We start from the raw sequence: 21,680 nt of genomic DNA, 5'->3' as shown, positions 1-21,680 counted from the left end.
TCCCTGCCCGCGACCGCGGACAACAGGACGACTCTCATAACGACTGGACCTACGAAACGGGGTCAGCCCAGGTCCAGGCGCCGTTTACTGGCTCATCGCATTTGAGCGTGTAGCTGGGGTCTGAAGCCGCCGGCTTCGAGTAGGGATCTCGCGATGTAGTTGGCGAGGTTGCGGAAGCCGAGTGCGGAGCCGCGCAGGTGCTCGAGACGCCCGTTGATCGCCTCGGTCGGGCCGTTGCTGGAGCCCGGGAGGTCGAAGAACGCGAGGATGTCGGCGCGACGCTTCTTGAGCGTGGCGGCGAGGCGGCGGACCTCGGCGAGCCCGGCCGGGATGCCGGTGGCGAAGTTGTCGATGAGTGCCTCCATGAGTTGCTTGCCGACCTTCCGGTTCGGGGTGCGGTAGGCGGTGATCATCTGCTGGTAGACGCCCCAGGTCGCCTCGACCGGCGCATGCTTGTCGTCTGCGAACAGGAGCTCCAGGCGCAGCCAGTGTCGTTCGGTGAGGAGCTTCTCGCCCGTGACCAGCAGGCGGCGGGCTTTGTAGAGCGGGTCGTTCTTGCGGCCGCGGCGTCCGAAGATGTCGTTCTGAATCCGGCGCCGGCAGACATCCAGCGCTTCGCTGGCGAGACGGACGACGTGGAACGGGTCCATCACCGCCGTCGCCTTCGGTAGTTCCTCGGTGGTGGCGGTCTTGAACCCGGTGAACCCGTCCATCGCGACGACCTCGACCCGCTCCCGCCAGCTCTCGGGGCGCTCCGCGAGCCAGGTCTTGAACACGAGCTTGGAGCGACCCTCGACCATGTCCAGCAACCGTGCAGGGCCGGTGCCGTCGCGGATCGGGGTGAGGTCGATGATCACCGTGACGTACTTGTCCCCGGCCCGCGTGTGACGCCAGACATGCTCATCGACGCCAAGCACACGGACGCCATTGAACCGGCCCGGATCATCGATGAGCTGGCGACGTCCTTCGGCGAGGACGGCATCGTTGGCGGTGTGCCAGGAGACGCCGAGGCCCGCGGCGACGCGGGCGACGGTGAGGTGATCGACGACCAGCGCAGTGAGCGCCCAGACCATGGCGAGCCGCGTGAGCTTCACGCGCGGCTCGGCGACCCGGCGCGTGTCCTCCTGCCAGAACCGTCCGCAGGGCGAGCAGCGGAACCGCCGAACGCGCAGCAGCACTGTCGTCGGGCGGTGCCCGAACGGCTCGTGTGCCAGCCAGCGCGCCGCCGTCCCACGCGGGGTCGCCTCGGCGCCGCATCCATGGCACCACGGGTCGACCTCGGCGAGGCGGCACTCGATCACCGCGCGATCGGCAGTGATGTGCTGGCCGACGGCTTCGAGGCCGAGCTCGTCCAGGCGGCAGAACGTGGTCAGGTCCGGGGTCGCGAATGTAGCGTTGATCACCGTCGAGGTCTTCTTGAGATGGCGAGCGTAGGAACTTCCATCTTCCGGGAGACCTCGACGCCTACCCGGCCACCGCGACGCTCAAACCGCTACACGCTCAAATGCGATGAGCCCGTTTACTCCGCGTGTTCTGGCGCGTACGTGATCTCTACGTATGAAAGCGATCGAGCCGACTCGCGAAATCATCTCCCTGGCCGCGGGAGCCGCCAGAGTTCGCCGTCGATGAGCCCCCGGGGCTCCGCGCCCGACGGCAGGACTCGGACTGCAACAAACTTATCGCGCTTCGGGATCGGCGCACCGAGATCGCGCGCGATGCGCGGGTGGTACTCGCCGCTCAGGATCAGGGGCCGCTCAGGTGCGAGAGAGCGACGGGAGCCGCCGCGTCCGCCGCGGATTCGGCACATGGCGTCGAGCTGTCGTGCGGCGGTGAGTATGGCTCCGCGGGGGACGATGCGGCCTTCCGCGACTCTGAAGAGCTCGTCGATTCGCTTGGTTCCGCCCTCAGGGCGGGAACCTCCTCAACGGCCGAGCGATCGAGCAGCAAGACATTCGGTCTGAGTAGCGCGTCACGCCACAGCCAGCGGGCGGCATCGCGGCCGGGGTTGTTCAGCGGGCTCTTCTCATCCCGATTCGACCCCTCGCTACGGTGCTCGGGACGCGCTCGGATCAACCCCGAGACCACACCGACCTGCTGCCGTCGCCTGTTGCCACGAGAGCAAATGTGGTCCACCACCTCCGGGGAAGCATCCATCCGCCAAACTCGCTGGCTCCACTTCGCGTCGACCATGTGCGCCGAGTGGCGGATCTACCAGTCGACGAGATTACGCACCCGTCACGGGCCGTGTTGTTTTCTTGCCTTCAGCGGTCCGACTAGTCAGACCGGCGGCATGTCGGCGGTCCTCCCGGCCAATGTCCCACCCCGTCCTTACCGTGGAGGCATGCGGATCCTGCACACCTCGGACTGGCACATCGGGCGGTCGTTTCACGGCCACCAGACGCTCGATGCGCTGCGCGGTGTGCTCGCGACGCTGACCGAGCAGGTGCGGGAGCATGAGGTCGACGTCGTGGTGATCGCGGGCGACGTGTTCGACTCCGCGACGCCGGCGGCCGCGTGCTACACGCTGCTGACGGATGTGCTGCGCGAGTTCAGCGCGACGGGCGCTCAGATCGTGGTGACGAGCGGCAACCACGACAACGCCGCTCGGCTCGGGTTCCTCGCGCCGCTGCTGCGCGACGGCATCCACGTCGTGACCGACCCCGCGAGCGTCGGCACGCCCGTGACCCTGAACGACGCGCACGGACCCGTGCACTTCTACGGCATCCCGTACCTCGAGCCGATCGTCGTGCGGAGCATCTGGACGGGCGCCGCGCTGCGCACGCAGGAGCACTCCATCACCCACGCGATGGGGCTCGTCGAGGCGGACCGCGCCGAGCGCGGCGGGCGATCGGTCGTCGTGTCGCACTGCTTCGCCGCCGGCGTCGAGCCGTCGCACGGCGTGGAGCGTGAGATTCGGCAGGGATCGCTCGACGTCGTGCCGCTGTCGGCGTTCGACGGGCCCGACTACATCGCCCTCGGCCACATCCACGGGCGCTCGCGCCTCGCCGAGCACATCCGGTACAGCGGCGCCCCGCTGCACTACAGCTTCAGCGAGGCAGACAAGCCGCGCGGCTCGTGGCTCGTCGACCTCGACGCCGACGGGCTCGCGAACGTCGAGTGGCTCGAGCTCCCGGTTCCGCGGCCGCTCGTCACCCTGCGCGGCACGCTCGAGGAGCTGCTCACTGACGCCGCCCACGACGCGCACGTCGACGCGTGGGTGTGCGCCGTGCTGACCGACGCGACCCCGCAGCCCGAGCCCATGCGCCGCCTGCAGCAGCGCTTCCCGTACTGCGCCACCATCCAGCCCGACCCGCAGAACCGCGCCGCGGACGACGGGCTCAGCTACCGCTCGCGCGTGCAGCAGACCACCAGCGACCCCGAGCTGATCGACACGTTCCTCACTCTCGTGCGCGAGGGCGAGGGCGCGACCGACGACGAGCGCGAGCTCATCGCCGACGTCGTCGCCGGCCGCACGCTCGCCGAGGTGTCGGCATGAGGATCCACCGCGTCGAGATCGAGGGCTTCGGCCCGTTCCGCTCGCGGCAGACAATCGACCTCGACGCATACGCCGCCGACGGCATCTTCCTCATCTCCGGCCGCACCGGCGCCGGAAAGTCGAGCATCCTCGACGCCATCTGCTTCGCGCTCTACGGCTCCGCGCCCCGCTACGAGGACGGCGAGAAGCGCCTGCGCAGCGACCACGCCGACCCCGAGGACCCCACCGAGGTCGCCCTCGAGTTCACCACCGGCGGCCGCACCTGGCGCATCGAACGCAGCCCCGAGTTCCAGCGCCCCAAGAAGCGCGGCGACGGCCTCACACCGCAGAAGGCCGAAGCCCGCATGTTCGAGCGGGTCGACGGCGAATGGATCGGACGCGCCGCGCGACCCGTGGACGTCGCCACGCTCGTCGACGAGGTCATCGGGCTCACGCAGCAGCAGTTCCTGCAGGTCATCCTGCTCGCGCAAGGCCGCTTCGCCCGCTTCCTGCTCGCCAGGAACGACGAGCGGCAGGCCCTGCTGCGCACGCTGTTCGGCACCAAGCGGTTCGAGGAGTACGAGAAGGCCCTCGACGAGCGGCGCAAGGAGGCCCTCGCTGAGGTCGAGCGCCGCAGCCACGCCCTCACCGCCCAGCTGGGCGAAGCGGAGCGCGTCGCAGAGGGCCTCGTCGACCCCGTCGACGGCGAGCCGCCCCTCGAGGAGCGGATCGAGCGGATCGGCCGCGCCGCCCTGCTTGCGCGTCACCTCGCCGAGAGCGCCGACGCCGCCGAGCGCGAGACCTCCCAGGCGCTCGCCGCGGCCGAGAGCCTCCACACCGAGCGCACCTCGCAGCGCGAGAAGCAGCAGCGCCGCGACGCGGCCCGCGCCACGCTCGCGACCCTCGAGCAGCGTGCGGACGAGATCTCCGGCCTCCGCGCAGAGCGCGACGCGGCCCTGCGGGCCGAGCCCGTGCGCGGGGCGAAGGACGCGGCGACCCGCGCGCTCGCCGCCGTGAACGCCGCGGCCGCGCGGCAGGACAGCGCCGCCGCGGCATGGGACGACGCCCAGCGTCCCGAGATCGACGACGCCCCGGCGGCGCTCGACGCGTTCGTCGCCGAGGCCCAGCAGCGCATCGGCGCGTGGCGCCCGCTCGGCGAGATCGAGGCGCGGCTCGACGCAGACGCCGCGGCGCTCGAGGCCCTGCGTGCGGACGCCGAGGCCACGGCGGCGCGCGCCGCCGAGCTCGAGGAGCGGGGGAAGGCCCTGCCCCAGGAGCAGAAGCGTGTGCAGGATGCGCTCGACGCCGCGACCGCGCTCGCCGCCGACGCGAAGTCGCTGCGCGCCGCCGTCGCGCAGCTCGAGGCCCAGCTCGCGGCCGCGCGCTCGATCCCGGCCCTCGCCGAGGCGCAGCGGCAGGCGTTCGAGGCGCTGCAGCAGGCGAAGCGGCGCAAGGACGAGGCCGAGGCACACCTCGCCGACCTGCAGCGCCGCCGCTTCGCGGGCATGGCCGGCGAGCTCGCGGCCGAACTGGTGGAGGGCGAGGCCTGCGCCGTGTGCGGCTCGACCGAGCACCCCGCGCCCGCGACCCGCGGGGACGACGCCGTGTCGGTCGACGACATCGAGGTCGCGGACGCCGCGCGGGTCGCCGCGACCGCCGCGTACGAGGCCGCGAACACCGCCCTGGCCGCCGCCGATCGCGCGCACGCCGACGCGCAGAAGGACGCCGGCGGCCGCGCGGCCGAGGAGCTCGAGGCCGAGCTGGCGACCAGGCGCGAGGAGCTCACCGCGGCCGAAGCCGCCGCGACGGAGAAGGACGCGCTGGCAGCCGAACGGGCGGCGCTCGAGGCCGAGGCGCGTGAGCACAGTGCACGCTCCGAGGCGTTGGTCGCGGAGCGCACGCAGCTCGAGGCGCGCATCGCCGCCGCCACCGAGACCCTCGAGCGGAACCGCGCCGCCGTCGCGGAGGCTCGGGGCGCGGCCGACTCCGTCGGCGCGCGCATCCGGTCCGAGGAGCGGCTCGTCGCCCTCGCCGCCGCCTACGCGGAGGCGCAGCGCGAGGCCGCGCGCGCCGAGACCGCCGCGGCCGAGGCCGCCGAGCTGCTGCAGGCGGCCGTCGACGAGGCCGGGTTCGCCGCGCCCGCCGAGGCGCTCGCCGCCCTGCGCGACGCCGCCGCGCGCGAGGCCCTCGACGCCCGCGTGCGCGAGCACGAGACCGCGCTCGCCAGCACGAAGGCCACGCTCATGGACCTCGAGCTCGAGGTGCTGCCTGACGAGCCCGTCGACACCGCCGCCAGCGCCGAGGCGGTCGCCACGGCCAAGGCTGCGTGGTCGGACGCGGTCAAGGCGCACACCGCGGCCGCGCAGCGCGCCCGCACGCTCGAGGACGCGGTCGAGCGCGTCGCCATCCTGCACGCCCAGATCGCCGACCTCGCGGCCGAGGCCGCGCGCATCCGGCGCCTGGCCGACACGGTCGCGGGCCGCGCGCACAACAGCAAGCGCATGAAGCTCGAGACGTTCGTGCTCGCCGCCGAGCTCGAGGAGATCGTCGCGGCCGCGAACATCCGGCTCGGCGAGATGTCGGGGGAGCGGTATCGCCTGCAGCACACCGACGCCCTCGCGGCCCGCGGGGCGGCGTCGGGCCTCGGCCTCGAGGTCATGGACCGCTACACCGGCCGGGCCCGCCCGCCGCACTCGCTCTCGGGCGGCGAGACCTTCCTCGCGTCGCTGGCGCTCGCGCTGGGCCTCGCGGAGGTCGTCACCAACCGGGCGGGCGGCATCCGGCTCGACACGCTGTTCATCGACGAGGGCTTCGGGTCGCTCGACGCCGAGACCCTCGACACGGCCATGGCCACGCTCGACGAGCTGCGGCAGGGCGGGCGGACAGTCGGCATCATCAGCCACGTCGAGGCCATGAAGGAGCAGATCCCCGCGCAGCTGCGCGTCGAGCAGACGCCGCAGGGCTGGAGCCGGGTCGTCCAGGACATCGGGGTGGGAGCGGCATGAACAAGCGGAAGGTCGCCGGTGCCGTGCTGGTCGGCGTCGCGGGGCTGCTTTACGGGGTCTCGCCGATCGATCTCATCCCGGATGTGCTGGCGCCGCTGGGGCTCGGCGACGACGCCGTCGCGATCGTCGGCGCGGCGATTGGCGCCTGGCGGCTGTGGTCGAGCGCGAAGCGGAAGCCGACCGATCGGGGGTGAGGGGGGCGGTGGGGTGTGAGTCGCGGGAGGCTTCGAAGGTTTCGACTCGCTTCGCTCGCTCAGCCCGTTTCGTCTCCGCTCGCTGGCGCTCGCTCCGCTCAACGACCGGGGAGGCCGCGCTCGCTCCGCTCAACGACCGGAGGAGCTCGCTCAACCAGCAACAAAGCGGAAACGTGGCGAAACTAGGGTGGGGAGCATGAAGGTCAGCTCGATCTGGACGATCCTCGGCGTGCTCGTCGCGGTGGTCATCGCGTGGTTCACCGTCGAACTGATGTTCCGGCTCATGTACTGGATGGCGAAGCTCGGCGCGGTCGTCGTCGTGGCGATCATCGTCTTCTTCATCCTCAACTGGATCTTCAGCCGCGGAGGCGACGACTGATGGACTTCCCGCCCCTCGCGACCCGGTTCACGATCGAGCTGCCGGAGTGGATCCGCGACGAGCTCGCCGACGTGCCCGACGTCATCCCGAGCCGGGACGAGCGGATGGCGCTCGTCAACCGGCTCGCCGACCGCAACTGGCGCGAGGGCAACGGCGGCCCGTTCGCCGCGATGGTCGCCGAGACCGCGACCGGCCGGATCGTGTCGGTGGGCGTCAACGTCGTGCTCAAGACCAACATCTCCTCGGGCCACGCCGAGGTGACCGCGCTCGGGCTCGCGCAGGCCCGCCTCGGCGCGTGGGACCTCGGCGGCGAGGGCCAGGCCGAGCACGAGCTGCTGGTCAACTGGCGCCCCTGCGTGCAGTGCTACGGCGCCGCCATGTGGTCCGGCATCCGCACGCTGATCATCGCCGGCTCCGGCCCCGAGTGCGAGGACCTCACGACGTTCGACGAGGGCCCGATGATCGCGGACTGGGCCGGGGCGTTCGAGGCGCGCGGCATCCGCGTCGTCCAGGACCTGCGTCGCGACGAGGCGGTCGACGTCTTCCGGGCCTACCGCGAGGCCGTCGACGGCGGCGGCGTCACGGTCTACAACGCCCGCAACGGCGCCGCCTGACAGCCCCTTCCGCACCCGCTCCGCCCCGGCATACAGTGGGGCATGGAGAACACGACCGGAACCATCGTCGCCGTCGTCGGATCCGCGTCCGACGAGGTCCTGGCCAGCCTCGAGGGCATCGAGGGGGTCGAGACCCTGTCGCTGCGCGACTCCGACCCGGCGCTCGCCACCCATCGCATCGCCGCCGCATCGCGGCCGTGGGTCGTGCACGACGCCGACCCGCTGGAGCACGTCGCCGCGGCGTGGGTCGAGCTGTTCGAGGAGCGCGCGACGCTCGGGACGCTCGAGCTCGAGGTGCAGCAGGCGCTCGAGCACTTCGCGGGCGGGACCGCGCTGATGCCGGACTACTACATCGTGCTCGAGCCCGAGGAGGCGCCCGACACCTGGCGGCACTGGTGGTGCGGGGCGCTCGGCTACCGCGCGCCGCGCCGCGTGCTGCCGGTGCACGCGCCGGAGTCGTCGCTCGACGGGGCCATCCGGAACCTGCTGCGGGCCCTGCCGTCGTCGCGTCTCTGGCCCGAGCCCGAGACCTGGCTGCCGGGGCTCGCGTTCGAGATCCCGGACCGGATCGGCCTGCGGGACCGCGTCGACGAGGGCTGAACGGGGAGGCTCAGCGGGTTTCGACTCGCTTCGCTCGCTCAACCAGCACGATGTTGGAGCGCTTCGCTCGCTCAACCAGCACGATGTTGGAGCGCTTCACTCGCTCAACCAGCACGAGGTTGGAGCTCGCTCAACCAGCACGAACCGGATCAGCGTGACGACAGCGTGACCGGATCGACGATCACCCTGCGGCGGTCGCGGATCCACACGACGCCGTGCTCGCGCCGCTCCTCGCGCGTCGCGAAACGGTAGCGGTACGACACCACGCGCACCCAGCGGGGGCGCGCCCCCTCGAACGGGTCCCGGCGCAGCAGCCTGAGCAGCTGCGGGTCGGCCTGCAGCAGCTTGACCAGCAGCGCCTGGAACCAGTCGTCGAGGTGCCGCCCGAGCGGCAGGAACCACATCAGCCAGTCCAGGCGCAGGTGATACGGCGCGTACTGGCGAGGGATGCGGCGCTGGTCGCCCGGCTTGCCCTTGAACTCGTACTCGCGCCAGCTCGCGCGGATCGGGTCGTCGTCGAGCGTGCCCTGGACGATCCACTCGATGCGCCGCTTGGTCACCGTGCCGAACGCGCCGTACGCGTTCGCCAGGTTCCAGCGGTTGAAGCTGGCGTTCATCAGCTGATTGCGCGCGAACAGGTTGCGTGCCGGCCACCAGCTCAGCACCGCGTAGAGCGCGGTCACGGCGAGCGTGATCACGAGCCAGTACAGCGGGAGGTCATCGCTCGGCGCCCGCAGGGCCGGCACCGCGATCGCGGACGCACCGAGCACCACGGTCGACCAGTTCAGCCACGCGAAGTTGCCCGTCACGATCAGCCAGAGCTGCGTGCCGATCACGATCACGGCCGCGACCGTGCCGATCAGCTGCGGGATGTCATCCGGCAGCCACAGACCCAGGATGGGCGCGAACAGGAACCACGGCACGACCAGCTGCGCGAAGTGGTTGCCCACGACCTCGCCCTTGTGGAACCAGCGCGGCAGCAGGTGCGCCTGGCGGCTGAGCGGGCCGGGCATGGGCTGGGTCTCGTGGTGATAGGTCAGCGCCGTGAGGTCGCGCCACTCCTTTCCGCCGCGGATCTTGATCATGCCCGCGCCGAACTCGAGGCGGAACAGCAGCCACCAGAACAGGACGATGATGTGGGTGGCAGGCGGCTGATCCTGAGAGCCGAGGAACGCTGCGAGGAACCCCGCCTCGAGCAGCAGCATCTCCCACCCGAAGCCGTAGAACGTCTGGCCGAGCGACACGACCGACATGTATCCGAACCACAGCGCGAGGAAGCACAGCATCGGCACCCACGGTTGCGCGAGCTGCGGCACTCCCGCGATGAGCAGCGCGGCGACGACCATCCCGCCGATCGCGAGCGCGCGCAGGCGGCGATCGGTGTACCGGACCCAGCGGAACAGCGTCGGGCGCAGCATCTTCGCGCGCCGCTCGGATGAGCGCGCCCACTCGAGCAGCCCCGGCGACGGCAGCAGGCCGCGCTCGCCGAGCAGCGCGGGGAACTGGTTGAACGTCGACAGGAACGCGATCAGGTACAGCGCGGCGATGCCCCGCTGCAGCACCTCTCGCGCGAACCAGAAGTCGACCGCCGCGAACCCGTCCACGCCGCCAGGCTAGGGCGCGGGCCGGGGGATGTCGCCGGGGTTGACGCGGCGGCGGGGCTTCGTGACGTTTCGTCTCCGCTCGCTGGCGCTCGCTCCGCTCAACGACCGGTGGGGTGGGCGCGGGAGCGGTCAGTCGACGAGGTGGGGGAGCGCGGCCTTCAGCTCCGCGAGCCACGCTCGGGCGTTGCCGTCCGAGGGGGCGCGCCAGTCGCCGCGCGGCGACAGCGAGCCCGACGGCGCGACCTTCGGCCCGTTCGGGATCGCGGAGCGCTTGAACTGCGAGAAGCCGAAGAAGCGCTTCAGGAACACCTGCTCCCACTTCACGATCGTCTCGAGGTCGTACGCGTAGCGATCCTCGGCGGGGAAGCCGGGAGGCCAGGCGCCGGCATCCGGATCCGACCATGCATGCATCGCGAGGAATGCGATCTTCGACGGCCGGTAGCCGAAGCGCAGGATGTGGTGGAGCGTGAAGTCGTGCAGCGCGTACGGGCCGATCGTGCTCTCGGTCGACTGCACCTGCCCGTCCTGCCCCGCGGGCACCAGCTCGGGGCTGATCTCGGTGTCGAGCACCGACTGCAGCACCTCGGCCTCGTGCTCCGAGACGCCCTGCTCGTCGCCGTGCGCGATGACCCAGCGGATCAGATGCTGGATCAGCGTCTTGGGAACGCCCACGTTGACCGCGTAGTGGCTCATGTGGTCGCCGACGCCGTACGTCGCCCAGCCGAGTGACAGCTCCGACAGGTCGGACGTGCCCACCACGATGCCGCCGTGGTGGTTCGCGAGGCGGAACAGGTAGTCGGTGCGCAGGCCCGCCTGCACGTTCTCGAACGTGACGTCGTAGACCGGCTCGCCCTTCGCGAAGGGGTGGCCCATCTGGCCGAGCATCTCGGTCGCGGCCGGGCGGATGTCGATCGTCTCGATCGAGGCGCCCACCGACTCGGCGAGCTTGATCGCGTTCGACTTGGTGTGGTCGCTCGTCGCGAAGCCCGGCATCGTGTAGGCGAGGATGTCGCTGCGCGGCCGGCCCATCCGATCCATGGCGCGCGCGATCACGAGCAGCGCGTGCGTCGAGTCGAGGCCGCCGCTCACGCCGATCACGGGCTTGGGGTCGCCGATCGCGCGCATGCGCTGCATCAGGCCCGCGACCTGGATGTTGAAGGCCTCGTAGCAGTCCTGCGCGAGGCGGGCGGGGTCGTCCGGCACGAACGGGAAGCGGTCGAGGTGGCGCTTCAGCCCCACGTCGCCGGTCGGCGGGTTCAACGCGAATCGGATCGTGCGGAAGTCGGGCTCGCCCTCGGTCGCGGGGAACACGGTGCGGCGGTTGTCGTCGAACGTGCCCTGGCGCAGGCGGTCCTGGCGCAGGCGGTCGAGGTCCACGTCCGCGATCGAGTGCCGCGGCCCGTCGGGGAAGCGCTCGGTCTCGGCCAGCAGGTTGCCGCCCTCGTAGATCATGGTCTGGCCGTCCCACGACACGTCGTTGGTCGACTCGCCCATGCCGGCCGCGGCATACGCGTACGCGGCCAGGCAGCGCAGCGACTGCGACTTGCAGAGGTCCTTGCGGTCCTCGGCGCGTGCGATCGTGATCGGGCTGCCCGAGAGGTTCAGCAGCACGGTGGCGCCGGCCAGCGCCGCGGTCGACGACGGCGGGATCGGCACCCACACGTCCTCGCACACCTCGGCGTGGATCGTCAGGCCGGGGACGTCCTCGGCCTCGAACAGCAGGTCGGGCCCGAACGGCGCCTCGGTGCCGGCGACGGCGATCGTGCCGCGCTGGTCGTCGCCCGGCGCGTACCACCGCCGCTCGTAGAACTCGCGGTAGGTGGGCAGGTACGACTTCGGCGCGACGCCGAGGACCTTCCCGCGGTGGATGATCACCGCACAGTTGAAGATGCGGCTGCCGCGCGCGAGCGGAGCGCCCACCACCAGCACCGGCATCAGGTCGGCCGACTCGGCCGCGATCCGCGCGATCGCCGCGTCGACCGCGTCGAGCAGCGCATCCTGCATCACCAGGTCGTCGATCGCATAGCCCGACAGGCACAGCTCGGGGAACACCGCGACCGCGACCGCCTCGTCGTGGCACTCGCGCGCCGACGCGAGCACATGATCCGCGTTCGTCGCCGGATCCGCGATCGCGAGGGGGATCGTGCACGCCGCGATGCGCGCGAACCCGTGCCGGTACGCGCTGGCGAAGTCGAAGTCGGTCACGCGTCCAGTCTGGCACGCGGGGTTCGCCGGGCGGCGAGGCGCCTCATCCGGCACAACGCAGGACTCCTGACGGATCCCGGGCGGGTCGGCCGCGTCGTTCGGCGGGGCGGCCGGCGTCGCGGGGCGGCGGCTCCTGCGTTGTGCAGACGCGGCGGCGGTGTCCGAGGCCCGGGCTAGCCTCGGAACGTGCGATACATCCCCTCCGAGAGCTCCACGGCCGGCGTCCTGACGGCGCCGCGGGTCGTGTGGAGCGCCAGCGACCTGAAGCTCGCCGCCGAGTGCGAGTTCGCGTGGCTGCGCAAGCTCGACGCGAAGCTCGGGCGCGTGCCCGAGGTCGAGGAGCCCGAGGACGAGATGCTCGAGCGCGCCGCCCGCCTCGGAGACGTGCACGAGGCGCGGGTGCTCGAGGCGTATCGCGCGGAGTTCGGTGCCGGCGTCCTCGAGATCGCGGCGACGCGGTCGGCCGACGACGACGGGATGGCCGCGGCGGTCGACGACACGCTCGCGGCCCTGGCGGACCCGCAGGCGCGGATCGTGTTCCAGGCCGCCTTCTCCACGGACGAGTTCGTCGGGTTCGCCGACTTCCTCAAGCGCGAGGACGACGGCCGCTGGCGCGTGCAGGACTCCAAGCTCGCGCGGCGGGCCAAGGTCACGGCCCTCATGCAGCTGGCCGCGTACGTCGATCAGCTCGACCGGCTCGGCATCCCGCGCTCCGACGAGGTGGACCTGCTGCTCGGCGACGGCACGACCAGCACGCACGCCGTGTCCGACCTGATGCCGCTCTTCCGCGTCCGCCGCGCGCGGCTGCGCGCGCTGATCGCCGACCGGCGGCTCGACCTGGGCGCGGCGGGGGAGGCGATCGCGTGGGCCGACCCGCGCGGCGAGCTGGGCGTCGTCGCGTGCGGGCGCTGCGCCACCTGCGAGCAGGAGGTCGTCGCGGCGCGCGACGTGCTGCTCGTCGCCGGAATGCGCCCGGTGCAGCGCGAGCGGCTGCGCGCCGGCGGCATCCGCACGATCGACGACCTCGCGGCCGCCGACGCGCCGCCGCAGGGGATGAACCCCGACGTGTTCGCGGGCCTGCGCACCCAGGCGCGCCTGCAGATCACCAGCCCGGCGGGCGTTCCGGGTCCCTCCGGGGAGACGCCGGATGCCGCACCCGCGTACGAGGTGGTGCTGCCGGAGGCGCTCGCGACCATGCCGCGCCCCGACCTGGGCGACATCTTCTTCGACTTCGAGGGCGACCCGCTCTACAGCGAGCCCGGCGCGCACGGCGCCGAATGGGGCATCGACTACCTGTTCGGTTGGATCGACATGCAGGAGCAGTACACGCCGCTCTGGGCCCACGACCTCGCGAGCGAGCGCGAGGCGCTCGAGAGGTTCTGCGACTTCGTCGCGGCGCGGCGCGCGGCGCATCCGCACATGCACATCTACCACTACGCGCCGTACGAGCCCACGCACCTGGCGGCCATGGCCGCGCGGCACGGCGTGCGCGAGGCCGACGTCGACCGGATGCTGCGCGACGAGCTGTTCGTCGACCTGTACCCGATCGTGCGCCGCGCCCTGCGCGTGGGCTCGCGGTCGTACTCGATCAAGAAGCTCGAGCCGCTCTACATGGGCGACGAGGTGCGCACCCAGGACGTCAAGGAGGGCGGCGACTCGATCCTCCGCTACGTCGAGGCGCGCGAGCTCCTCGCCGCGGGCGACGCGGCGGCCGCGCAGCTGATCCTCGACGACCTCGCCGACTACAACCGCTACGACTGCGTCTCGACCCGGCGCCTGCGCGACTGGCTGGTCGAGCGCGCCCGCGAGAGCCGCGTGCTGCCCGCCCGGCCCGACGAGCACGAGGCGTTCGCGTACGAGCCGTCGCAGCTCGCCCTGGCGCTCACCGCGCGGGCCGCGGAGCTCGGGACCGAACACCCGGATGCGCAGGCCCTCCGGCTGGCCGCCGCCGCGATCGACTACTACCCGCGCGAGCGCAAGAGCTTCTGGCAGGGGCACTTCCAGCGCCTGCGCGAGCCGCTGGCGCTGTGGGCGGACACCCGCGACGTGATCGCGGTGGACCCCGCCCGCAGCCGCGTGCTGCACGACTGGCACGTGCCGGAGGGCGGCCGCGCCACCCGCCGTGTGGTCGAACTGCGCGGTGACCTGGCCCCGGGCACGCGACTGAAGGAGGGCGTGCAGCCCTTCCTGCTCTACCCGCGACCCGCGCCGTTCGAGGCCGAGGCGTCGTCGCGCTGGATCCACGTCGGCCGCAGCGCCGAAGTGCTCGCCGAGCTCGAAGACGGCGTCGTGATCGCCGAGGGCTCGATCGGCGGCGCGACATGGGACGAGCTGCCGATCGCCGTCACCCCTGCCGCGCCGCCGCAGGCCGGCAACCAGCAGAAGTCGATCGACGCGTGGGCCGAGACCCTCGCCATGGGAGCCGAGCTCCCCACGGATCCCGCGACCGACATCCTGCGCCGTCGTCCGCCACGCACCCGGTCGGGCGCGCTTCCGGCGTCGGAGGGCGACGACGTCGCGGCGATCGTCGCGGCCGTGCGCGACCTCGATCGCAGCTACCTCGCGGTGCAGGGCCCGCCCGGCACGGGCAAGACCTACGTCGGGTCGCACGTGATCGCGCGGCTCGTGAACGAGCACGGCTTCAAGGTCGGCGTCGTGGCGCAGTCCCACGCGGTGGTCGAGAACATGCTCGACCGGGTCGTCGCCGCGGGCGTGCCGGCGGCGCGGGTCGCCAAGGCGCCCAAGTCCGGCGCCGGCGCGACGCCGGAGCCGAGCTTCACGATCATCCCCAAGAACGGCGTCGCCGCGTTCACCGCCGAGCGCCCGGACGGGCACGTGATCGGCGGCACCGCCTGGGACTTCGCGCACGAGGGCCGCGTGCCGCGCGGCAGCCTCGACCTGCTGGTGATCGACGAGGCCGGTCAGTTCTCGCTCGCCTCGACGATCGCCGTCTCGCTCGCGTCCCCGCGCCTGCTGCTGCTCGGGGATCCGCAGCAGCTGCCGCAGGTCAGCCAGGGCACGCACCCGGAGCCCGTCGACACGTCGGCGCTCGGCTGGGTGATGGACGGCGCCCAGGTCATCCCGGCCACCCACGGGTACTTCCTCGCGCGCTCGTGGCGCATGCATCCGGCGGTCTCGGCCGCCGTGTCGGGGCTGTCGTACGCGGGACGTCTCGCGTCGCACGAGCCGGCCGCGCTGCGCCGCATCGACGGCGTCGAGCCCGGCCTGCACGTCGTACCGGTGCGGCACCACGGCAACGCGACCGAGTCGCCCGAGGAGGCCGCCGAGGTCGTGCGGATCGTGCGCGAGGTGCTGGGGCGCGCGTTCACCGACATCCGGATCGGCGACGGCGGCACGGGGGAGCCGTGCCCGCCGCGGCCGCTCACGCAGGCCGACGTGATCGTCGTCGCGCCCTACAACGCGCAGCAGCAGTGCGTCGAGCGCGCGCTCGCCGAGGCGGGGTTCCCAGATGTCCGGGTCGGGACGGTCGACCGGTTCCAGGGGCAGGAGGCGGCGGTGTCGATCGTCACGCTCGCCGCGTCGAGCGGTCGCGACGCGCCCCGCGGCAGCGACTTCCTGCTGCTGCAGAACCGCCTCAACGTGGCGGTCTCGCGCGCGATGGTCGCGGCGTACCTGACCCACTCGCCCGCGCTGCTGGACGAGCTGCCCCGCACACCCGAGGGCGTCGCCCGGATGAGCGCCTTCGCGCGGCTGGTCGGGGCGTAGCCGGGGTGGCGGCGCCTGCGCTCAGACCGTGCCGTAGAGGCGGTCGCCCGCGTCACCGAGGCCGGGCACGATGTAGCCCTTCTCGTTGAGGCGCTCGTCGAGCGCACCCAGCACGAGCGTGACGTCGCGGCCGTCGACCTGCTTCTCGATCGCGGCGATGCCCTCGGGGGAGCCGAGGATGCAGACCGCCGTCACATCCTGCGCGCCGCGCTGGAACAGGAAGTCGATCGCGGCGCCCAGCGACCCGCCGGTCGCGAGCATCGGGTCGAGCACGAAGCACTGCCGGTCGCTCAGGTCGTCGGGCAGGCGCTCGGCGTAGGTCATGGGCTCGAGGGTCTCCTCGTTGCGCGCCATGCCGAGGAAGCCGACCTCGGCGGTGGGCAGCAGCTTCACCATGCCCTCGAGCATGCCGAGGCCCGCGCGCAGGATCGGCACGACGAGCGGCCGCGGGTCGCTGATCTTCACGCCGGTCGTGGTGGTCACGGGCGTCTCGATCTCGAGCGGCTCGACGCGGACGTTGCGCGTCGCCTCGTACGCGAGGAGCGTGACGAGCTCCTCCGTCAGCTGGCGGAACACCGGCGACGGGGTGCGCTTGTCGCGGAGCACCGTGAGCTTGTGGGTGATGAGCGGGTGGTCGGCGACGTGCAGGCGCATGAGAACAGGCTACCGGCCGCGCGTCTCGCTCTCCGAGAGAACGCCCGGCGGCCGTAGGCTCGTGACGTGATCCCGGATGAGCAAGACGCCCAGGCGATGACGCGCGCGCTCGCGCTCGCCGCCGCGGCCTCGGCTGCCGGGGAGGTCCCGGTCGGGGCGGTGGTGCTCGACGAGGACGGCACGGTGCTCGGCGAGGGCCGCAACCGGCGCGAGCTCGACCACGATCCGTCCGCGCACGCCGAGGTCGTCGCGATGCGCGAGGCCGCCCGCCGGATCGGCTCGTGGAACCTCGAGGGGTGCACGCTCGTGGTCACGCTCGAGCCGTGCGTCATGTGCGCGGGCGCGCTGCTGCAGGCCCGCGTCTCGCGCCTGGTCTTCGGCGCGTGGGACGAGAAGGCCGGCGCCGCCGGATCCATGTACGACGTCGTGCGCGACCGGCGCCTGCCGTACCGCGCCGAGGTCGTGGCCGGCGTGCGCGAGGACGACGCCCGGGCGCTGCTGCGCGACTTCTTCGAGGCGCGCCGCTGACGCGGCGCGAAGCCGCGGGAGGCGCGGCGATCCGGCCTCCCGCCCCCCTCATAACACGTGTTATGAGCGGCGACACGCGATCTTGGCGCCAGGATCGCGTGTGATGTCTCAGGACATCACAGGCGCCAGGATCGCGTGTGCTCGCTGACAACACGTGTTGTGAGGGGCTGAGGGTGTGAGGGGCAGAGGGGTAGCGTGAGGCCATGCTGATCGCCGTCCTGTGCACGGTCTCCGGATGACCCCTGTCGCCGTGCTCGCCGGCGCGAGCGGCTTCATCGGCACGGCCCTGCGCGACGCGCTCGCGGCCGAGGGCTATGAGATCCGGACGCTCGGGCGATCCGGGCCCGTCCGCTGGGGCGACACGGCGGCGATCCGCGCCGCGGTCGACGGCGCCGACCTGCTCGTCAACCTCGCGGGGAAGTCGGTGAACTGCCGCTACACCGACCGCAACCGCGCCGAGATCCTGCGCTCGCGCGTCGAGACCACGCGCGAGCTGCGGGACGCGGTCGCCGCTGCCGCGCACCCTCCCCGGGTGTGGATGAACGCCAGCACCGCCACGATCTACCGGCACGCCATGGACCGCCCGCAGACCGAGAGCGACGGCGAGCTCGGGACCGGCTTCTCGGTGGATGTCGCGCGCGGATGGGAGCGCGAGCCGTGAACCTCGCTGCGCCCGCGCCCAGCGACAACCGGACCCTGATGGCGACGCTGCGCCGCGCCGTCGGGGCGCCGATCGGGCTGCCCGCGTGGCGGTTCATGCTGGAGCCCGCGATGTGGCTGCTCCGGACCGAGCCCGAGCTGGTGCTCAAGAGCCGGTGGGTCGTGCCGGAGCGGCTCGAGGCCGCCGGGTACCGGTTCGCCTGGCCGGAGCTCGAGCCCGCGCTGCGCGACGTCGCGGGCGGCTGAGTCCGGGGGAGGCTTCCGGCGTTTCGACTCGCTTCGCTCGCTCAACGAGCACGGGTGCAGCGACCGGTGCGGGGCTCAGTCTTCGCTCGAGGCGAGGCCGCGGTGTGCCGACAGGAGCGTGACCTCGGGGCGCTCGGCCATGAGCCGCTCGGCGCCGTCCAGCACGTCGCGCACGTGCGAGGGCGAGGTGCCGACCACGGAGACGCCGATGGACGCGCGCCTGTGCAGGTCGTGCGCGCCGACCTCGGCCGCGGCGGCCTCGGTGCGGCGGCTCAGCTCGGCGACGATCGGGCGGATGACCGACCGCTTCTCCTTGAGCGAGTGGACGTCGCTGAGCAGCAGATCGAACTCGATCCAGCCGATCCACATGGCGACCCCTCCGGGGTCAGTCCGAGGACTTGAGGACGACCGCCTCGGTCGACAGCTGCTGCTGCCCAGCCGGGCGGAACACTTCCGGCTCCAGGTAGATCACGCGCGCGAACGGGACCTCGCGGCGGATGCGCGCCTCGACCGAGTTGATGTCGGCGGCGACGTCGCCCAGCGGCTTGTCGTGGGGGACCCCGACCTTGGCGGCGACCAGCAGCTCCTCCGGGCCGATGTAGAGGGTCTTGATGTGGATGAGCTTCTCCACCTCCGGGCCCTTCTCGATGGCCGCGATGATGCGGTTGAGGTCGGCCTCGGTCGCGCCCTCGCCCACCAGGAGGCTCTTGGTCTCGAAGCCGACCACGATCGCGATCAGGATCAGCAGCACGCCGATGAAGAGGGTGCCGAGCGCGTCCCAGAACGGGTTTCCGGTGATCACCGTCAGGGTGACGCCGAACAGCGCGAAGATCAGGCCGACGAGCGCGCCGATGTCCTCGAGCAGCACGACCGGCAGCTCGGGAGCCTTCGCGTGCCGGATGAACGACACCCACGACTGGCCCTTCTCGCGCACGGCGTTGCTCTCGACGACCGCGGTGCGCAGCGAGAACGACTCGAGCACGATCGCGACCACCAGGATCACGATCGGCAGCCACCACCACTGCTCGCTCAGCTCGTGGGGGTGCGTGAGCTTCTCGACGCCCTCGTAGATCGAGAACAGACCGCCGATCGAGAACAGGATGATGCCGACGATGAACGCGAACACGTAGCGCTCGCGGCCGTAGCCGAACGGGTGCTCGCGGGTCGCCTCGCGCTTGGCGCGCTTGCCGCCCAGGAGGAGCAGCAGCTGGTTGCTCGAGTCCGCCACCGAGTGCACCGCCTCGGCGAGCATCGACGCCGAGCCCGACAGGAGCCAGCCGATGAACTTCGCGATCGCGAAGCCCATATTGGCGAGGAACGCCGCGATGATGGCCCTGCTGCCGCCGTGTGCGCTCATGCCCCTGAGTCTATTCACGCGGGGCCGCCGATCCACGGCGTCTTGACATCGGGCCGGACCCGCGGCGCGCGCCGTCCCTAGAATCGGAGCATGGTCGACTCGCTGCCCTCGCTCGCGTTCCTCGGTGCCGGATCGATGGGCGGCGCGATCCTGCGCGGCGTCGTCGCGAACGGCATCCCGGTCGAGGGCGGCATCACTGCGACCAACCGCACCTCCGAGAAGGCCGCGGAGCTGGCGAAGCTCGACGGCGTCACGAGCATCTCGCTCGAGGAGGACCCGGAGGGCAATGTGCGGGCCGCCGCATCCGCTCGCGTGCTCCTCATCGGCGTGAAACCGGTCATGGTGCCCGACCTGCTTCGCGAGATCGCCCCGCACCTGCGCGACGACGCGATCGTGATCAGCCTGGCGGCGGGCGTCACGCTGCGGACGTTCTCCGCCATCCTGGGCGACGACGTCTCGACGCTCCGTTCGATGCCGAACACGCCCTCGCTCGTCGGCAAGGGCGTCACCGGGCTCGCGGCCGGGCCCGCGGCGGACGACGAGGCCGTCGTGATCGCGCGCCGCCTGTTCGAGACCGTCGGCACCGTGATCGAGCTCCCCGAGGAGCGGATCGACGCGCTGTCGACGATCTCGGGCTCGGGCCCCGCCTACGTGTTCCTGCTGATCGAGGAGCTCACGCGCGCGGCCCTGGACCGGGGCTTCTCGGAGCACGAGGCGCGCACGATGGCCGAGGGCACGTTCATCGGCGCGACCGCGCTGCTCGAGGCGACCGGCGAGGACCCCGCCGAGCTGCGTCGCCGCGTGACGAGCCCGAAGGGCACCACCGAGCGCGCCATCGCCGTGCTCGAGCGCGCCGACCTGGGCGGCATCTTCCGCGAGGCGACGTCGGCCGCCCTCGCGCGTGCCCGCGAGCTCGCGGGCGAGAGCACGCCGACCACGGGCACGATCCCCGGCGGCAGCTGAACCGCGCCCGCCTCCGGGCGGGGCGTATGGATAGCGTGAGGATCGCGGATCCGCCCGATCCGCGCGAGTAGCGTCGCCACTCGTGGCTTCCCGTTCCCTCGTGCCGACGCGTCCCCGGGCGCGCCTGCATCTCGCCCCCGCGCAGGCGATCGCGACCGGCTTCGGCATCGCCGTGCTCGCCGGCGCCCTGCTCCTGATGCTGCCGATCGCATCCGCGGACGGCCGCTGGACCGGATTCGTGGACGCGCTGTTCACGTCCACGTCGGCCGTGTGCGTGACCGGGCTGATCGTGGTGGACACCGCCACCTACTGGAGCCCGTTCGGCAAGGTCGTGATCATGCTGTTGATCCAGCTCGGCGGCCTCGGCATCATGCTGTTCGCCGCGCTGGTGGGCCTCGCCCTCGCGCGCAAGCTGTCGGTGCGATCGCGGCTCATCGCGAGCGCCGAGACCAAGGCCGGCGGCATCGGCGACGTGCGCCGCATCGCGCGCGGCATCCTGACCACCACGCTCCTGATCGAGGCCGTCACGGCCGCGATCTTCTTCGTGCGGTTCCTCACGGGGTACGGCTACGACCTCGGCAAGGCGGCCTGGCACGCGGTGTTCCACGCGGTCTCGTCGTTCAACAACGCAGGCTTCGCGCTCTACACCGACAGCATCATGGGCTTCGTCGCGGATCCGTGGATCTGCCTGCCCATGTGCGCCGCGATCATCCTGGGCGGGCTCGGGTTCCCCGTGCTGCGGCAGCTGCACCACGAGCTGCGCCGCCCGCTGCACTGGACCATGAACACGCGCGTGGTGCTGGCGGCGACCGCGACGCTGCTCGTCGTCGGCACGGTCTTCACGACGGCCGTCGAGTGGGACAACCCCGCCACGCTCGGCGGCCTCGACCCCGCGGCCCGGGTGCTCGCCGGGTTCTTCCACTCGGTGCAGGCGCGCACCGCGGGCTTCAACTCGGTCGACACGTCGCAGCTGCACGACGAGACCTGGCTCGTCACGGACGTGCTGATGTTCATCGGCGGCGGCCCGGCGGGCACCGCGGGCGGCATCAAGGTCACCACGTTCGGTGTGCTGTTCTTCATCATGTGGACCGAGCTGCGCGGCGGCACGGCCGTCAACGTGTTCGGCAAGCGCCTCTCGCGCGCCGTGCACCGCGAGGCCATCACGGTCGTGATTGTCGCGATCGGCGCCATCATGGCCGTCGTGATCGCCATCCTCGCGATGACCGACCTCGACCTGGACCGCGTGCTGTTCGAGGCCGTCTCGGCCTTCGGCACGGTCGGGATGTCCACGGGCATCACGGCCGGGCTGCCCGACGCCGCCCTCGTCCTCCTGACGCTCCTGATGTTCCTGGGCCGCCTCGGCCCGCTCACCCTCGGCTCGGCCCTCGCGCTGCGCGAGCGCCACGCCCCCTACGAACTCCCCAAGGAACGGCCGGCGATCGGCTGATCCGCACGCATCGAAAGGATCCC

Annotated in this window: 16 protein-coding genes and 3 pseudogenes; 11 read left to right on the top strand and 8 right to left on the bottom strand. The window is 72.0% G+C overall.

Annotation, left to right across the window (positions count from 1 at the left end; all coding sequences use genetic code 11):
- Nucleotides 1-92: 92 nt before the first annotated feature.
- The 3 genes and pseudogenes from ACYVGN_RS12325 to ACYVGN_RS12315 all read right to left on the bottom strand — a co-directional run.
- Complete coding sequence (locus tag ACYVGN_RS12325; RefSeq protein ID WP_460791103.1) at nucleotides 93-1,403, bottom strand: ISL3 family transposase; 1,311 nt, start codon at nucleotides 1,401-1,403, stop codon at nucleotides 93-95.
- A gap of 182 nt (nucleotides 1,404-1,585) precedes the next feature.
- Nucleotides 1,586-1,897: pseudogene (locus ACYVGN_RS12320) on the bottom strand (NaeI family type II restriction endonuclease); the annotation flags it as partial.
- Nucleotides 1,898-1,926: 29 nt separating this feature from the next.
- A pseudogene (locus ACYVGN_RS12315) lies at nucleotides 1,927-2,190 on the bottom strand (NaeI family type II restriction endonuclease); the annotation flags it as partial.
- Between the two features lie 151 nt (nucleotides 2,191-2,341).
- Between ACYVGN_RS12315 and ACYVGN_RS12310 the strand changes: the two are divergent.
- From ACYVGN_RS12310 to ACYVGN_RS12285, 6 genes are all read left to right on the top strand, one after another.
- The gene (locus tag ACYVGN_RS12310; protein ID WP_460791101.1) at nucleotides 2,342-3,496 is read left to right on the top strand and encodes an exonuclease SbcCD subunit D; all 1,155 of its coding nucleotides are present in this window, start codon (nucleotides 2,342-2,344) and stop codon (nucleotides 3,494-3,496) included.
- Nucleotides 3,493-6,480, top strand: a complete 2,988-nt coding sequence (locus ACYVGN_RS12305; protein ID WP_460791100.1) for an AAA family ATPase — start codon at nucleotides 3,493-3,495, stop codon at nucleotides 6,478-6,480. The genes ACYVGN_RS12310 and ACYVGN_RS12305 overlap by 4 nt, the downstream gene beginning before the upstream one ends.
- The gene (locus tag ACYVGN_RS12300; protein ID WP_460791099.1) at nucleotides 6,477-6,674 is read left to right on the top strand and encodes a YkvA family protein; all 198 of its coding nucleotides are present in this window, start codon (nucleotides 6,477-6,479) and stop codon (nucleotides 6,672-6,674) included. Before ACYVGN_RS12305 ends, ACYVGN_RS12300 begins: the two co-directional genes overlap by 4 nt.
- Before the next feature lie 196 nt (nucleotides 6,675-6,870).
- A complete protein-coding gene (locus ACYVGN_RS12295; protein WP_134745812.1) occupies nucleotides 6,871-7,053 on the top strand; it encodes a hypothetical protein in 183 nt (60 codons plus the stop codon).
- Nucleotides 7,053-7,667, top strand: a complete 615-nt coding sequence (locus ACYVGN_RS12290) for a nucleoside deaminase (RefSeq protein WP_055992902.1) — start codon at nucleotides 7,053-7,055, stop codon at nucleotides 7,665-7,667. Before ACYVGN_RS12295 ends, ACYVGN_RS12290 begins: the two co-directional genes overlap by 1 nt.
- A gap of 42 nt (nucleotides 7,668-7,709) precedes the next feature.
- Entirely contained in the window at nucleotides 7,710-8,267 is a 558-nt protein-coding gene (locus ACYVGN_RS12285; RefSeq protein WP_055992905.1) for a hypothetical protein, read from the top strand.
- A 149-nt stretch (nucleotides 8,268-8,416) separates the two neighbouring features.
- Here the strand turns inward: ACYVGN_RS12285 and ACYVGN_RS12280 are convergent, their stop codons facing one another.
- Together ACYVGN_RS12280 and ACYVGN_RS12275 are read right to left on the bottom strand one after the other, a co-directional pair.
- Complete coding sequence (locus ACYVGN_RS12280; RefSeq protein WP_460791097.1) at nucleotides 8,417-9,871, bottom strand: lipase maturation factor family protein; 1,455 nt, start codon at nucleotides 9,869-9,871, stop codon at nucleotides 8,417-8,419.
- A gap of 129 nt (nucleotides 9,872-10,000) precedes the next feature.
- Complete coding sequence (locus ACYVGN_RS12275; RefSeq protein ID WP_460791095.1) at nucleotides 10,001-12,076, bottom strand: NAD(+) synthase; 2,076 nt, start codon at nucleotides 12,074-12,076, stop codon at nucleotides 10,001-10,003.
- 186 nt (nucleotides 12,077-12,262) lie between these two features.
- Between ACYVGN_RS12275 and ACYVGN_RS12270 the strand changes: the two genes are divergently transcribed.
- Nucleotides 12,263-15,802, top strand: coding sequence for a TM0106 family RecB-like putative nuclease (locus tag ACYVGN_RS12270; protein WP_460791094.1), 3,540 nt, complete (start codon nucleotides 12,263-12,265; stop codon nucleotides 15,800-15,802).
- A gap of 21 nt (nucleotides 15,803-15,823) precedes the next feature.
- On the opposite strand, the gene upp is transcribed toward ACYVGN_RS12270, so the two are convergent.
- A complete protein-coding gene (gene upp / locus ACYVGN_RS12265; RefSeq protein ID WP_134745815.1) occupies nucleotides 15,824-16,456 on the bottom strand; it encodes a uracil phosphoribosyltransferase in 633 nt (210 codons plus the stop codon).
- Between the two features lie 66 nt (nucleotides 16,457-16,522).
- Here upp and tadA point away from each other — a divergent pair, with 66 nt between their 5' ends.
- Entirely contained in the window at nucleotides 16,523-16,984 is a 462-nt protein-coding gene (gene tadA / locus ACYVGN_RS12260; RefSeq protein ID WP_460791092.1) for a tRNA adenosine(34) deaminase TadA, read from the top strand.
- 235 nt (nucleotides 16,985-17,219) lie between these two features.
- Nucleotides 17,220-17,890, top strand: a pseudogene (locus ACYVGN_RS12255) (DUF1731 domain-containing protein).
- A 75-nt stretch (nucleotides 17,891-17,965) separates the two neighbouring features.
- On the opposite strand, the gene ACYVGN_RS12250 reads toward ACYVGN_RS12255, so the two are convergent.
- A complete protein-coding gene (locus ACYVGN_RS12250) occupies nucleotides 17,966-18,259 on the bottom strand; it encodes a DUF503 domain-containing protein (RefSeq protein ID WP_460791091.1) in 294 nt (97 codons plus the stop codon).
- 16 nt (nucleotides 18,260-18,275) lie between these two features.
- Nucleotides 18,276-19,247 (bottom strand): cation diffusion facilitator family transporter, encoded by a 972-nt coding sequence (locus ACYVGN_RS12245; RefSeq protein WP_460791090.1) that lies wholly within the window; start codon nucleotides 19,245-19,247, stop codon nucleotides 18,276-18,278.
- Nucleotides 19,248-19,337: 90 nt separating this feature from the next.
- Between ACYVGN_RS12245 and proC the strand changes: the two genes are divergently transcribed.
- Together proC and ACYVGN_RS12235 are read left to right on the top strand one after the other, a co-directional pair.
- Nucleotides 19,338-20,210 carry a pyrroline-5-carboxylate reductase gene (proC, locus tag ACYVGN_RS12240; RefSeq protein ID WP_460791088.1) on the top strand — a complete coding sequence of 291 codons (873 nt, stop codon included), beginning with the start codon at nucleotides 19,338-19,340 and terminating at the stop codon, nucleotides 20,208-20,210.
- Between the two features lie 82 nt (nucleotides 20,211-20,292).
- Nucleotides 20,293-21,657: a TrkH family potassium uptake protein gene (locus ACYVGN_RS12235; RefSeq protein WP_460791086.1), complete on the top strand. Its 1,365-nt coding sequence runs from the start codon at nucleotides 20,293-20,295 to the stop codon at nucleotides 21,655-21,657.
- The last annotated feature ends 23 nt before the right edge of the window (nucleotides 21,658-21,680 follow it).

The sequence above is a fragment of the Microbacterium lacusdiani genome, assembly GCF_054779895.1.
The sequence above is the reverse complement of the archived record's forward strand: the minus strand, read 5'-3'. Positions and strand labels throughout refer to the sequence as shown.

Excerpts from the sequence above, each read along its gene's own strand:
- ACYVGN_RS12310 (WP_460791101.1), top strand. The coding sequence starts at position 2,342 with ATGCGGATCCTGCACACCTCGGACTGGCACATCGGGCGGTCGTTTCAC.
- ACYVGN_RS12305 (WP_460791100.1), top strand. The coding sequence starts at position 3,493 with ATGAGGATCCACCGCGTCGAGATCGAGGGCTTCGGCCCGTTCCGCTCG.
- ACYVGN_RS12300 (WP_460791099.1), top strand. The coding sequence starts at position 6,477 with ATGAACAAGCGGAAGGTCGCCGGTGCCGTGCTGGTCGGCGTCGCGGGG.
- ACYVGN_RS12295 (WP_134745812.1), top strand. The coding sequence starts at position 6,871 with ATGAAGGTCAGCTCGATCTGGACGATCCTCGGCGTGCTCGTCGCGGTG.
- ACYVGN_RS12290 (WP_055992902.1), top strand. The coding sequence starts at position 7,053 with ATGGACTTCCCGCCCCTCGCGACCCGGTTCACGATCGAGCTGCCGGAG.
- ACYVGN_RS12285 (WP_055992905.1), top strand. The coding sequence starts at position 7,710 with ATGGAGAACACGACCGGAACCATCGTCGCCGTCGTCGGATCCGCGTCC.
- upp (WP_134745815.1), bottom strand. The coding sequence starts at position 16,456 with ATGCGCCTGCACGTCGCCGACCACCCGCTCATCACCCACAAGCTCACG.
- ACYVGN_RS12250 (WP_460791091.1), bottom strand. The coding sequence starts at position 18,259 with ATGTGGATCGGCTGGATCGAGTTCGATCTGCTGCTCAGCGACGTCCAC.
- ACYVGN_RS12245 (WP_460791090.1), bottom strand. The coding sequence starts at position 19,247 with ATGAGCGCACACGGCGGCAGCAGGGCCATCATCGCGGCGTTCCTCGCC.
- proC (WP_460791088.1), top strand. The coding sequence starts at position 19,338 with ATGGTCGACTCGCTGCCCTCGCTCGCGTTCCTCGGTGCCGGATCGATG.